Below are 13,881 nucleotides of genomic sequence, written 5' to 3' on the forward strand. Positions count from 1 at the left end.
AATGTCATGCATATTATTTCAAAATACTATTCTTTCTTATTTTCAATATTTGCGCTTTTCACATTAAACGCATGTTCTGAAACTGGCGAGCAGACTCCCACACCCGATGTAATCGGTGGCAAATTGCGTGTTGAGTTCGACAATGTAGTCGGCGACAAAAATCTGGTACTCAACAGTGTTACCTACCAGAATGCATCAAAGGAAGATTTTACAATAACCAAATTCGATTATTTCATTTCCAATATCAAGCTCAAAAAAGCGGATGGTACCGTGTATACCGTTCCGCAGGATTCCAGCTATTTTCTGATCAAGGAAAGTGTGAAGGCGAGCCAGTTTGTAACGTTGAACAACGTACCGGAAGGCGATTACAAAGAGATTGAATTTATGGTCGGTGTGGATAGTCTTCGCAATACAGCCGATCTGTCTAAAAGAAAAGGAGTACTTGATCCTGGCGGCTCTATGGCAGAGGACGGTATGTACTGGCAATGGAATTCAGGTTATATATTCGTGAAGCTGGAAGGGGTTTCTTCTGTCGCCACATCCATTAACAGGAAATTTTATTACCATATTGGTCTTTTCGGAGGTTATAACGAGCGCACGGTAAACAACACCCGAATTGTAACTATCCCATTCGGGAACCTTACAGCTCCGGTAAGCATTACCGGCAGTACGCCCGAAGTTCATTTGCTGGTAGATGTACTTAAGGTATTTAATGGTTCCGGCACAAACCTGAGTATTGCAGATCACGTAATGGTGATGGGATCTCAGCAGGAAAAATCCCAGCAGATCGCCAACAACTACGCCGGCATGTTTACCATTGATCATATTCACTAATTTTCCCTGTGCTTATGAAATGGAAAAAATATGCAGCATGTCTCCTACCCCTATTTATCATATGGGCATGGATCGCATGTTCGCCCCAAACTGCGGAAGAAGAGGTAACTCCAGACAAGGAGGGAACAACGCCTATCGACTGGAAAAAGCCTGCACATTTTCCTGATCCTGTTTATGACATATCAAAAAATCCGCTTACAGAGGAAGGTGTGGAGTTGGGCAGGTTTCTTTTCTATGATGGCATTCTTTCGCGTACAAACCAGATAGGTTGCGGAACCTGCCACCAACAGCAGGCAGCTTTTACACACCATGGTCACGAACTGAGCCATGGAGTGGATGATCTTCTTGGCATACGTAATTCTCCGCCTGTTCAGAACGTAGCCTGGCAAACATCCTTTTTCTGGGATGCCGGCGTTCATAACCTCGATCTGCTTCCTTTCAATCCGATTCAAAATCCGGTTGAGATGGATACCAACGTACCTGACATCATAGCAAAACTCAAAAATACGCCAGATCCGAAATCCAAGATTCCTGTAAACTATCCAAAAATGTTTAAGGAAGCATTCGGTACAGACGAGATCAATACAGAGCGTATTATGAAAGCACTGTCTCAGTTTATGCTGACCATGGTTTCAGCTAACTCCAAATACGATTTTTATAAATTGGGAGACGCTAATGCACTGAATGCACAGGAGAAGGAAGGGATGCTGCTGTTCCAGAAAAACTGCAGTACCTGCCACCAGGGAGAACTCTTCACCGATCAGACTCTACGCAACAATGGGTTGATGCCTATGCCAGGAGACGACAGGGGCAGGTTTGACATAACGGGTGCGGAAGCAGATATGTATAAGTTTAAGGTTCCCAGTCTTCGGAATATAGGATATACTGCGCCGTATATGCACGACGGGCGCTATCATACGCTGGTTGAAGTACTCGATCATTATACGGACAGTGTACAAAAACTACCTACACTGGACCCATTACTGATCCGGGCAGACGGCAGAACCGGGCTTTCACTTACCGCTTCCGAAAAGCAATCTATTATTGCGTTCCTCAGAACGTTATCCGACGAACAGTTTATCCGAAACCCTAAGCTGGCTGACCCCGGCATAGGAAATGCGTTGTAAACTGACTTAAATTCTGATTCAAATATGAAATTAAAATACATCATACTGATTCTGTTGCTCGTAGCAGCAGACCTTTCCTACGCATGTGATATATGCGGCTGTGCCAATAGCGGCGCGTACTTCGGGCTATTGCCTCAGTCCAACAAATCGCTGATTGGCGTACGCTATCAAAGGCTCAACTTTGTAACCCACCCCGACAGTAAAGTACTTCGCACAGAAGAAAACTTCAACGTGGCTGAGTTGTACGCACGTTTTTTCCCAATCAAAAGAGTGCAGGTCATGGCATTTCTCCCCTACCGAACTGATCAGCAGGTTACTTCTGCCGATGTCAAAAAGCAGAATGGGTTTGGAGATGCCACCGTGCTGGCCAATTACAATGTGCTGAATACGCTCATGGACAAAGAAAACTCCGGCGCTTTTACGCATACACTTTTAGTAGGTGGAGGAATTAAATTACCGACAGGCAGATTTAAATTCGACGAAAACAATCCGTTGCAGGTAGCGAATGCCAATTTTCAGTTAGGGACGGGAAGCACCGATTTTATCCTGAATGCCTTTTACACGATCAATAAAGGTGACTGGGGATTGGCTACCAACATTTCCCGTAAATTTAATACCACCAATTCACAGGATTATAAATTTGGCAACCAGCTCTTCGGGACTGTTGATCTGTACAAATCATTCCGGATTGGCGATCTATCGCTAACGCCAAGCATAGGTTTATATGCCGAAAATGCAGCTCATGGAACCCAGCATGGTAAGGTTCTGGATCTGACGGGTGGGAAACTGCTTAACGGAGCGGCCGGAATCACCCTGTTTACAAATCGCTGGACGCTCGGTGTAAACGGACAAACACCATTGGCTCAAAAAAGCGCCTCCGGCCATGTCGTAGTTAAAAACCGACTCCTGGTTCAATTAGGCTTTTTATTCTGATATCGTGCGACCAGTTATAGCATACATATTGCTTCTGTCAATCATGCTACCCACGCTTAGTCCGTGGGGAACGGTCGCGTACTTTCATATCAACCGGGCGTATATAGCCAAAGTGCTTTGCGAAAACCGTACACGCCCTCAGCTTAACTGCAACGGCAAATGCTACCTGGCAAAAAAACTAAAACAGCAACAGGATAAAAAAGACAAGGAAACGACGGAAAGGGTAACCAATACAGCCGTTGCTCATTTGTTCTGTCTTACGGTAGCACATTTTCTGTTTGTACCAGACAGTTTTATGCAAAAGATCAAACTCAACTTTGGTTATCTGATCTGTATTTACAGCTCGCCAGTCTCCGGCCTGCTGCGTCCGCCACAATAGCTGCTTTTTAATCTCTTACTTCCAAATATTCAGGCTGGAGCTTTCCAGCTTTAAGGGTATTTCACGTCAGTATAGCACAGCTTCCACGCTGTGACAAATCTCTATTTTCATCATAATCGGTTTTTAACCATAAAATATTAATCATGAAACGTTTTTTAATTCTTGCACTTGCTGCGTCAATTTTCATATCCTGTTCAGACAATGATTCTGATGAAACAGTTGTACCTGCAACTACAGCAGAAGCCAAACTTACTTTCGACTCAAAGGTTGGAACCGCAGATTTTGCCCTGAACAAAGACTTTACAGTAGGCTCCAAAACTTACAATTTCAAAAAACTTCGCTACTGGGTCAGCAATGTATCTTTGGTTGATTCCAAAGGAGCGGAATACAAGATACCTGATTCGTATTATCTGATCGAAGAAGTGGACGAGCTGGACCTTACCGGAACTGTGAATGGCAATAAAAATTTGTATCCGGCACGTAAAAGAGAAACGATCGATTTCAGGGATATTCCGGCAGGAGATTACAAAAGCGTAAAGTTCTCCATCGGTGTTGATTCCAAATACAACGATAATCTTAGCCTCGGTGCAGGCGAACTTACCATTGCCAACGGCATGAGCAATATTGCCTGGATGTGGCATTCGAGTTACATTTTCTCTTCCATTGCAGGTACTGTAAAGGAAGGAACAGAATCGAAAGACTTCACGACCGAAACCGGCCTGAACGCCAATTACAAAACGTTGACGATTGACCTGGCAACACCGGTCAACTTCTCCAATACCAGGGAGATTATTCTGAATGTGGATATCACAAAAGTTTTCGACGGTATTGATCCGATTAAAATCCCGACCATCAGTGCGATGAGCCCGGCTTTGATGTCGACCGTAGCGGATAACTATGCAACCAAAGCCATTGTATTCGGCACTACGGTGAAATAGCGCTATGAAATTACGACAGGCTCTGTTTTTATTGGTCCTTGTTTGCGCAGGTTGCGCCAGAAAGGAAATTGATCCGGAATCGCAGGCATATTCACTGCCTGTTCCGGAACATTTCCCGCAACCTGTATTCGATACCCAAAACCCAATGACAAGGGAAGGTATTGAGCTGGGCCGGATGTTGTTTTATGACGTCCGGCTCTCAGCCAACGACAAAGTATCCTGTGCAAGCTGCCACGAGCAGGCTTTGGCATTCAGTGATGGCGTTGCATTAAGCAAAGCCGGGGTCGCTGGCACTGCTTTGCTCCGGCATTCACCTGCGCTGATCAATATGGCATGGGCCAATAATGGTTTGTTCTGGGATGGCGGTTCCACCAATCTGGAATCACAGGCATTCGGCCCACTGACGGCCCATGATGAAATGGCGCAAAATCTTTTTGAACTTGTGGATGAACTCAACGCCGTGCCTGATTATGTAAACCGCTTCAAATCTGCTTTCGACCAGGAAATCACCACTCAGAATGTCGTGAAAGCGCTGGCACAATTTCAGCGAACGCTCATCTCAGCCGATTCAATGTATGATCAATTCAAACTAAAAAAAACAGGAGGAATACTGTCAGAGATTGAATTGAGAGGTTTGGTGCTCGTACAGCAAAAATGCCAGGGCTGCCACAGAAGTGAACTGTTTACCGACAACGCATATCATAACAATGGTCTCGATGCTGATTTCTCCAACACCGAACATGAAGGAGTGTTTTTGGGAAGATACCGGATCAGCTACAACCTGGCAGACCTGGGAAAATTCAGAACGCCTACCCTGCGCAACGTGGCGTTAACAGCGCCTTACATGCACGACGGGCGACTTGCCTCATTGGAAGATGTGGTTGAACATTATGCTACCGGAATCAAAAATTCAGAAACACTGGATGCACGTTTGCCTGCCGGAGGAATGAAGCTGAACAAGGATGAAAAGGAAGCCATTGTCGCATTTCTAAAAACGCTTACAGATTATCAATTTGTAGTTGATCCAAAATTCAAACAACCATGACCAGGACGGACAACGTTTCAAGCAAAAAACGACTTCTCACTCAGAAAGAGTTAGACGAGTTACTGGCTAACACCGGCATATCAACTAATCCGCCAGGCAGTTACGCCGCAACTGGCAGAATGTTAATCGCTGCGCACGTGTGCTTACTGTTGGTCCTGTATGACTTATTATCCCGTATTCATTAAATGATTTTATGAAAAAAATATCATTTTTTATCTCTGGCCTTTTGCTGTTATCCATGTCAGCAATAGCACAGAGTAACAAAACAGCTACTATCCCGGCAGATGTGGAAAAACTGCTTACCAGGTATGCTTGTCTGGCCTGCCACAAAGTGGATAGTAAAGTGGTTGGACCGGCATATATAGAAGTGGCTAAAAAGAGGTACACCAATGAACAGATCGTGGAACTCATGTACAATCCCAAGCCCGCTAACTGGCCCGGTTATCCACCCATGACGCCCATGAAACATGTACCTAAAGAAGAGGCACTGAAAATGGCGACCTGGATTACGTCACTGGCACCTAAAAAGAAATAATCATGACTTTGAAGAACTAAACTTGTTTTGATATTTCTTAAAACATAGGGCTCTTTTGACCCTATGTTTTTCTTAAATCATTCTTTTACAAAAATCTATAAAACAATGAAAATAATAATCTCTAACATCCTGGCGCTGTTCATACTATTGGGTTGTAATTCCGAAAATAAAGATTCATCCCACACCGATACTACGAATACGCAAGACCATAGCGGACATGACCACGGCTCACATGCAGCAGGCGATCCGCGCTTAGCGGAAGTGATGGCCATTCACGATAGCATTATGCCGCAAACAAGTTTGATCATGGATTTGAAGCAAAAAATTACCGCTGATCTGAAAACCACTGACAGTTTACTTGCTGTGAAATCAACTGACATCTTAAAAAAGCGGAAAGAAGAAGCTTTTGCGCTTCATATACAGTTAGACAAGGCAGATAAGGAAATGATGAACTGGATGCATCAGTACAAAGCCAATACGCTGGAAAAATTGGGAGATTCAGAAGCAACTGCGTACATCGCAGATCAAAAGCTAAAAATTGAAACCGTACGTAATCAGATGAATAAAAGTATAGCAGATGCCCGCGCTTTTGTTGAAAAAAATGACTCTTTATGAAAAAGCTATTAATACCAATATTCTTAATAACTGTCCTGCTTACAAGCTGTCAGGATAAAAAACTCCCCTACATAGGCGAACCCGATGTGGTGAAGAAAATGGTGGATGGAAAAGAGGTGGAAGAAAACATTTATCCGACCATACCCGGTTTCTCTTTCCAAAACCAATATGGAGAAACCGTAACGGAGAAGTCATTTGAGGGGAAAATTTATGTGGCTGATTTTTTCTTTACAACCTGCCCCACGATTTGTCCGGTGATGAAAAAGAATATGTTGAAAGTTTATCAAAAATTTAACGATAATCCCGACGTACAAATTCTGTCCCACACCATAGATCCCGGCCACGACTCAGTAGCTGTATTGAAAAAATATGCAGATGATCTCGGAATCACGGGCATCAAATGGCAGCTGGTTACCGGTGACCGTGAAAAGATTTACGAGATGGGTCAAAAACACTATTTCGTAAGCGCAAGAGAAGATTCCCTGGAGGCAGGGGGTTACATCCATAGCGGTCATTTTGTTTTGGTTGATAAAAACAAGCACATCCGTGGTATGTATGATGGAACCACAGAAGCAGAAACGAAGCTGTTGATTGAAGATATAAAGGTGTTGCTGAAAGAGTAGAACCGCCGGTGTTTTGACATTTTATATAACAAAAACAGCAATACCTTACTGACGCAAATCATGATTAAACATTCATTAAAGTCAAGGAAAATTGCGAGTTGCGTTGTTTCTTTGTAAAAATTTTAAAGCTGTCAAAAAGTTAGATATGCAAAGCGGAGAAAAAAGTGCACAGCCGTGGTTGGGTAAAATGCAGGAAAAATGGGGATTGGAGACAACCAGACAAGTTCTTTTGGTTTTAGCTGTTTTTAGTTTGTCCGGATCTTCGGTAGTCTGGTTAAGAAAAGGTCTTTTTCACCTGTTAGGTTACGACGATGCCACTCCGATGTGGCTCAAAACGATCACCTACATCCTCTTCATTTTTCCAACCTATCAGAGTTTGTTATTGATCTACGGTTTTTTACTGGGTCAGTTCTCATTCTTCTGGGAAAAAGAAAAAAAGATGTTTCGCTGGGTTGCTGCTAAATTCCGCAAATAGTACCTGCACAGGACGGATCTATAAAAGAGGATGAACAAGCGCCTGCGGGTGTTTTTTCATCCTCTTCTTTTTTGGCGAGCCGAGTCTGTGAAGACGCAAGTTATTGCTTACATATAATGAGATGGAGGCATATTGTCCTTATGAAACAAGCACAGCCTTGAAACAACGATAAAAATATGGCCTTTCTGACCGGATTATTACCAGAGTATAGGAGTCTTGCTTCCTGTACTCCTTAATTTATTTATACCTTTGTGAATTATTTCAATTAAGGATCAGAATCATACATACCATTCCATGTTTGAAAACTTACAGGATAAACTTAATAATGCCTTCCGCACGCTAAAAGGGAAGGATAGGATTTCAGATATAAACGTGGCTGCTACTACCAAGGAAGTGCGTAAGGCACTGGTGGATGCTGACGTTAACTTCAAGGTTGCCAAGGAAATTACAGACCGGATCAGAGAAAAAGCGCTGGATCGGAAAATATTGATATCTGTTGAGCCCGGACAGATGTTTGTTAAGATCGTACAGGAAGAGCTGACCGAACTGATGGGTGGTGAAGCAAAAGCCATCAATACAAAGGGTGATCCTGCCGTAATTCTTATTGCAGGTTTGCAGGGTTCGGGTAAAACAACTTTTACAGGAAAACTGGCTTATCTGCTCAAAAAACAAGGCAAGCAAGTATTGCTTACTGCTGCCGACGTCTATCGTCCTGCTGCGATTGAGCAGTTGAAAGTACTTGGTGAGCAGGTGGGTGTGGAAGTATACTCTGAGCCGGAAAATAAAAACCCGGTAACCATTGCTCAGAATGCCATCGCTCACGCAAGAAAAATTGGCAAGAAAATAGTAATCGTCGATACTGCCGGACGTTTGGCAGTTGACGAAGCAATGATGCAGGAAGTGGAGGACATTAAATCTGCCGTTAAGCCTTCCGAAATTCTTTTCGTTGTCGATTCGATGACGGGTCAGGATGCGGTGAATACTGCCAAGACCTTTAATGAACGCCTAAATTTTGACGGGGTCGTGCTTACCAAGCTTGATGGTGATTCCCGTGGTGGAGCTGCGCTATCCATTCGCCAGATCGTTGATAAGCCAATCAAGTTTATCAGTACAGGGGAAAAGATGGAAGCACTTGATTCCTTCTATCCTGACCGTATGGCCAGCCGTATCCTGGGTATGGGTGACGTGATTTCGTTGGTAGAGCGTGCTCAGCAGGCTTTTGACGAGGATGAGGCGAAGCGTATCAATGCTAAGATGCGTCAGAATAAGTTTGACTTCGACGATTTCCTTGGCCAGTTGCAGCAGATCAAAAAAATGGGAAATGTGAAAGATCTGATTGGCATGATTCCCGGAATGGGCAGCGCCATGAAAGATATGGACATCGACAATGAGTCATTCAAGCCTATTGAAGCGATCATCCAGTCGATGACCAAAAAAGAAAGAGAAAATCCTGAAATCATTGATGGTAGCCGTAAGAAGAGAATCGCTGCAGGTAGCGGAACGACGATATTACAAGTCAACAATCTGATCAAACAGTTTGATGAAATGCGTAAGATGATGAAAAAAATGAATACCATGCAGGCCGCCGGCAAACTTGGCAAAGCATTACGTCGCTAGTTTTCCGTGTTTATTCCTGCATATTAATGAAAAAAATATATTTCCTGCTCCTGCTATTTGCAGCCTTGGGTAATCATCAGCTTCAAGCACAGGCTTCCGTTGGTTATTACCCTTGGAGCAATTTAATAACAGTGAGCACGGGCACGCACAAGGCGATCTGGCTCGACACCCGCGTCCAAACCAATTCTCTGTTTAGTAGCCTGAGTATCGATTTGTTACCAATGATCAATTTGAAACGAGGCGAAATTATACAATGGTATATCGGCGGAGGTTTAAGACTTAACCCGCTATATCGCATCGCTGATTCCCGAGCTGATCTGATTACTATTGATGGCTACTCTGTCAATTTTGGAGCACGTATTTCTCCAATTCGCCAAAACAGAAGGATTCAACTCGCTATCGAGTTAAACCCATATGTAAAAGACAACTTTGACAGTGGCGTTTTAAAAAGCCACTTCGGTGTGGTTTATATATTTGGCAAGAAAAAAAACAGGATTCATACTGATCTGGATAACTCCAAACCTATGTATGCAGATAGCTCCGCCGTACGGTAAATTTCACATTTACATATAACGAAAAAATAAAATAGCAACCTGCATAAAACGGGCTGCTATTTTTACTTTAGGACTTTATTGACTGGCTTGTGCAGAATTTTATAATCAGGTGACATTATGAATGAACAAATACTGACAGAAACCGCCGGATGGCTGGGTGTCGTATTTTATGTATTCTCCTACTTCCTGCTCAGTACAGGTCGGGTTAAGTCAAGCAGTTATATTTTTCACGGGCTCAATGCGCTTGGTGCAATAGGGCTCATTGTTGTCTCTATTCATGAAAAAGACAAGCCTAACGTTGCTGTCAATGTGATCTGGCTGGGGATCGGGATCTATGCTATGGCTAAACGTTTTAAAAATGATTCAGGCCAGAGCTGATACCGGTAATCGCAGCATTTGAATTGCCTGTTTCTTATACTTCTGTAAGCGCTTCTCATACTCCTTTTTATCTGTCACCAAGCTGAGATAGAAGTAAGCACCATCTACCAATACAAAAATATCATCTGCAACCTGATCCGGATCTTCGATATTGATTAATCCCTCTTCACAGCATTGTGATATATGTTCACTTAACTTTATTCTCAGCGAGTCAAGTATTTTTTTGTACAGTTCCCTGATATTAGACTCTCTGAATGTAAGCGAATAGCAGCTGTAGAATAGCCCGTCATCAAATAGTGTATTCCATTTCTTGGAGAAAATATTATCGATAATTTCAAGAAGTGCTGCCTGAGAATTCGCCTCCTTTTTGGCACTAACTTTATATATGAGTTGGTATTTATCAAGGATATAGTCTATCAGACCATATGTAAGATCTTCACGTGTTTGAAAGTAGTGAATAACCAAACTTGGATTAATATCCATTTCCTTGGCAATCTTGGCAATAGAAGTATTTTCCAGCCCCTCTTTTTTGGCTAGTTTGTAAAATACTTTGATAATTTCTTTCTGGCGAGCCTCTTTCAGACTTTTTCTTCCCATTAACGTAGCGTATTAAACTTCAAAAGCGAAGGTATTTTTCTTTTTTTACAACACAAAGTCTGTTCACTGAAACACGCTCTATTCGACGATCCATCTGTTTACCGCATTATACTTCCCTTCCACTACAATTTTAAAAAAGCCTTTTGGTAGCTTTTGAACATCAAGCACTACCTTTTCGTCTTTGACCGGCACTTCCTTCATCAGCAGATAATGGTCACTTCCACCTTCATCAAATTTATTGGTTGTAGTTAACCATACTTTCACATCCCCGTCTTTCTCGACGGACTTCCAAGTTACATTAATTTGATCACCTTCCCTTTTGGCCATTGGCCATAAAACAGAAATCTCACCAGTGAGCGAAACTCCGTCAATTTCCATAGCCTGCGCTTTTTTGATAGGTATTTGAAGATGTCGGGAAATCGTTGGCATAATATCTACTATTCCGGGTACACGCTGCACACCGGTTTTCCCCTGGAAATAGCTATTCAAACCTTTAGCATTCGTCACAATCCAAGTACTGCGTTCTGCATCCGACTGTCCTCCATGGTTTTTACCGGTAGGCTCGCTTCTTCCATGATCTGTAGTAATGAATATCTGCCAATCTTCCCCGAAGTTCTTCTCACGATACTGAATTGATTTCCACAAACGTCCCATTTGTGCATCCATATATCCGATTGCTTTATTGAAACGCTCATCATTTCCATATTTATGACCCATATCATCGGTATATTCCAGATAAACCCAAGAAAGATCAGGCGCTTCCTGAGCAATGTATCGTGCCGCTTCATCCACCACTTTTTCATCAATTCTATGAATATATTCCGCTTCTTTATCATGCGGATAATTAAGGGTGTCCAGTTCAAAACCATCAAAGGCATAATGGACTTGCAACTGATTGGTTTGGGGCAGCCCAGTACCTATCAGTTTGGTACGGTTATCCAGCCAGGTAGAAAAAACGGCTGTTCGTTTCGCAGGATAAGCTTCTTGAAAAAACCTGAATATAGTCCAGTAGTTGTAGTTCGGGTCTTTAATGTCATTATCCCAGACATTATGCTTATTGACCCAGGTGGATGTAAGCAGACTATTATAACCTACTGCTGAGATAGTCGGGGTTTGGCTATATGATTTTACTTCTCCTCCGACATACGCTTTTGTAAAACCTCCCACTTTGGAAATAGCATCCAGGTTTGGGGTTGCCACTTTACGTAGCTGTTCAGCAGAAATTCCATCTACAATAACAAAAAGCGCCTTCTTTTTATCCGATTGAGCATTTGCGCAAAAAGATAGTATAGAAAGCAATAACAACAACTTCGGTTTCAGGTAGGTCATTTTACTTTGGTTAGAATAAATAAAAAATGAAGTGTATATACAAATTGAGACCCAATTTGTTCAAAAGCAAACAGGTCTCAATTTGTATTCAGGTTTTACCAGCCAAATATCTGTGACAAGGCCGGATTCAATGTAATCTGCGCCTGAGGAACCGGTCGGTAATAATACTTGGGTTCCTGAAACGTACCCCGTTCCGGATCTGTCACGATCGTACCACTGGTACCGTTTTTCAGGAAAAATGAAGCGTCGCTTCCCACAGGTCCAACACGGTAGTATGCCAGTTCTTTCCCCAATGAATTTTTTTCTCTCACTGCCGGGATATCCTCCGACAACGGAATCAGTTTTACATCTTCTACCTTGTCGCCTGTCAGGTCATATTTACCCAAGCCAGGAAAGTATAAACCTTCCGGCTCTTTTTCAATGAGTTTACCTGCATTCCAACGCATCAGATCATCGAATCTGAAACCTTCCATAGCCAGCTCCACACGACGTTCTCTTCTGATTTCCAATAACACAGCAGCATTTCCTCCGGTTACGAGTGGGTATTGCACTTTTAAAACAGCATCAGCAACAGGCGTCATCGTCAGATTTGGCATAGAAGCTCTTGCACGAAGCTTATTGATTGTTAAGTCAAGATCAGCCTGCGTCAATTCATTCAGTTCTGCTTTAGCCTCTGCGTGAGTAAGTAATACCTCAGCAAGTCTTACAACTGGTACATCCAGACTATTCGCTACATTAACTTCCCGCACATTTACAAACCCTTTCAACTGATGGTAACCTGACTGATTCTTAGCAAACTGCTGCACATATATGCCCGCTCCCTGCGAATAGGTAGTATTATTCACCAACTCCCAACCGGGATAAGCAAGCGTGTAAGACATGCGCGGATCACGATCTTTGAACTCCTCAACAAACGAATTCGTATTATACCCCGTCTTGCTGGTATACGGAGTACCATCCTTCATCAGATAACTTTGTACAAGATCTTTTGCAGGACTTGCTTCATAATTACCGAACATATGAGAATTCCAACCGCTATTGCGCTTATCGTGTTCACTGAAAGTACCAAGAATTATTTCTTTATTTGCTTCCAGCGATGTACTGTTAAAAAGCGCTGCATAATCGTCATGAAGCTGATATTTGCCTCCATCAATGATCTGCTTTGAAGCATCTCTGGCAATCTGCAGATATTTATCTGCTGTAGATTGCAATGATAATTCGCTGTGGTATTTTCTGTAAGTTCCTTCATAGAGAGCATGTCTTGCTTTGAAAGCCAATACCACAGATTTATTGACAGCTCCTGTACGGTTTTCAGAATTGCTCGTACTCTGAAGAGAAAAATCACGAACATGCTGACTTGCGAACTCGTAATCTTCGAAAATTTTATCAATGATCAGCGTTCTCGGATCGCGTGGCTTTTTCAGACCTTCATCGTTGGTTTCCATCGCATGCTCATACCATGGAACATCTGAATAGCGCTTTATCTTCTCCATGTAAAATCTGGCTCTGAAAAAGCGGGCAAGTCCTTCATAATGGTTCAATGCCTCTTCACTAATCTGTGCCTTTCTGAAATTATCCAGAAAGAAGTTAATGCTTCTGAGCTGCTCCCAGGTCCATCCACCGTTAATAGTTGAGGCAGAAGGAGTCCCAACCATCATGCTCTTAAGTTCGGTAACACCGGTTGTAGGAGAATTATCTGTAGACGCATCCCCTACATAAATTCCGATACCGGGGAAGTCGTAAAGACCATATATATAGGTTTCCAGATCTTCGGCATTATTAAAGAAGTTCTCCTTAGAAATTTCCGTTTGAGGGAAGCGTTCAAGAAAGTCGTCATTGCAACCCGTAAAGAGTAACATGGAAGACAAAAGCGAAATAGAAATATATTTTTTCATACTAACT

At 42.7% G+C, this 13,881-nt stretch carries 16 protein-coding genes; 13 read left to right on the forward strand and 3 right to left on the reverse strand.

Going from position 1 to position 13,881, the window contains the following annotated elements; genetic code table 11:
• The first annotated feature begins 6 nt into the window (after positions 1-6).
• From AC1XUE_RS20840 to AC1XUE_RS20900, 13 genes are all read left to right on the forward strand, one after another.
• Positions 7-834, forward strand: coding sequence for an MbnP family protein (locus AC1XUE_RS20840; RefSeq protein ID WP_483357916.1), 828 nt, complete (start codon positions 7-9; stop codon positions 832-834).
• A 14-nt stretch (positions 835-848) separates the two neighbouring features.
• Positions 849-1,961: a cytochrome-c peroxidase gene (locus AC1XUE_RS20845; protein WP_483357917.1), complete on the forward strand. Its 1,113-nt coding sequence runs from the start codon at positions 849-851 to the stop codon at positions 1,959-1,961.
• 24 nt (positions 1,962-1,985) lie between these two features.
• A complete protein-coding gene (locus tag AC1XUE_RS20850; RefSeq protein ID WP_483357918.1) occupies positions 1,986-2,894 on the forward strand; it encodes a transporter family protein in 909 nt (302 codons plus the stop codon).
• A 43-nt stretch (positions 2,895-2,937) separates the two neighbouring features.
• The gene (locus tag AC1XUE_RS20855; RefSeq protein WP_483357919.1) at positions 2,938-3,273 is read left to right on the forward strand and encodes a hypothetical protein; all 336 of its coding nucleotides are present in this window, start codon (positions 2,938-2,940) and stop codon (positions 3,271-3,273) included.
• 143 nt (positions 3,274-3,416) lie between these two features.
• The gene (locus AC1XUE_RS20860) at positions 3,417-4,211 is read left to right on the forward strand and encodes an MbnP family protein (RefSeq protein WP_483357920.1); all 795 of its coding nucleotides are present in this window, start codon (positions 3,417-3,419) and stop codon (positions 4,209-4,211) included.
• Positions 4,212-4,215: 4 nt separating this feature from the next.
• Positions 4,216-5,256, forward strand: a complete 1,041-nt coding sequence (locus tag AC1XUE_RS20865) for a cytochrome-c peroxidase (protein ID WP_483357921.1) — start codon at positions 4,216-4,218, stop codon at positions 5,254-5,256.
• Between the two features lie 193 nt (positions 5,257-5,449).
• On the forward strand, positions 5,450-5,791 hold the full coding sequence (locus AC1XUE_RS20870; RefSeq protein WP_483357922.1) for a c-type cytochrome: 342 nt from the start codon (positions 5,450-5,452) through the stop codon (positions 5,789-5,791).
• A gap of 105 nt (positions 5,792-5,896) precedes the next feature.
• Positions 5,897-6,406 (forward strand): hypothetical protein, encoded by a 510-nt coding sequence (locus AC1XUE_RS20875; RefSeq protein ID WP_483357923.1) that lies wholly within the window; start codon positions 5,897-5,899, stop codon positions 6,404-6,406.
• Positions 6,403-7,029 (forward strand): SCO family protein, encoded by a 627-nt coding sequence (locus AC1XUE_RS20880; protein ID WP_483357924.1) that lies wholly within the window; start codon positions 6,403-6,405, stop codon positions 7,027-7,029. Before AC1XUE_RS20875 ends, AC1XUE_RS20880 begins: the two co-directional genes overlap by 4 nt.
• Before the next feature lie 145 nt (positions 7,030-7,174).
• A complete protein-coding gene (locus AC1XUE_RS20885; RefSeq protein WP_483357925.1) occupies positions 7,175-7,504 on the forward strand; it encodes a DUF6787 family protein in 330 nt (109 codons plus the stop codon).
• A gap of 294 nt (positions 7,505-7,798) precedes the next feature.
• Positions 7,799-9,121, forward strand: coding sequence for a signal recognition particle protein (gene ffh / locus AC1XUE_RS20890; protein ID WP_483357926.1), 1,323 nt, complete (start codon positions 7,799-7,801; stop codon positions 9,119-9,121).
• 26 nt (positions 9,122-9,147) lie between these two features.
• On the forward strand, positions 9,148-9,675 hold the full coding sequence (locus AC1XUE_RS20895) for a hypothetical protein (RefSeq protein WP_483357927.1): 528 nt from the start codon (positions 9,148-9,150) through the stop codon (positions 9,673-9,675).
• Positions 9,676-9,792: 117 nt separating this feature from the next.
• Positions 9,793-10,053, forward strand: coding sequence for a CBU_0592 family membrane protein (locus AC1XUE_RS20900; RefSeq protein WP_483357928.1), 261 nt, complete (start codon positions 9,793-9,795; stop codon positions 10,051-10,053).
• Here AC1XUE_RS20900 and AC1XUE_RS20905 read toward each other — a convergent pair.
• The 3 genes from AC1XUE_RS20905 to AC1XUE_RS20915 form a co-directional block, all read right to left on the reverse strand.
• Positions 10,039-10,650: a TetR family transcriptional regulator gene (locus AC1XUE_RS20905; RefSeq protein WP_483357929.1), complete on the reverse strand. Its 612-nt coding sequence runs from the start codon at positions 10,648-10,650 to the stop codon at positions 10,039-10,041. The two genes, AC1XUE_RS20900 and AC1XUE_RS20905, sit on opposite strands and share 15 nt — an antisense overlap.
• 78 nt (positions 10,651-10,728) lie before the next feature.
• Entirely contained in the window at positions 10,729-11,979 is a 1,251-nt protein-coding gene (locus AC1XUE_RS20910; RefSeq protein WP_483357930.1) for an alkaline phosphatase family protein, read from the reverse strand.
• Positions 11,980-12,074: 95 nt separating this feature from the next.
• On the reverse strand, positions 12,075-13,874 hold the full coding sequence (locus tag AC1XUE_RS20915) for a RagB/SusD family nutrient uptake outer membrane protein (protein WP_483357931.1): 1,800 nt from the start codon (positions 13,872-13,874) through the stop codon (positions 12,075-12,077).
• Positions 13,875-13,881: the final 7 nt, after the last annotated feature.

The organism is Dyadobacter sp. HNCC25DJ187 (genome assembly GCF_056895255.1).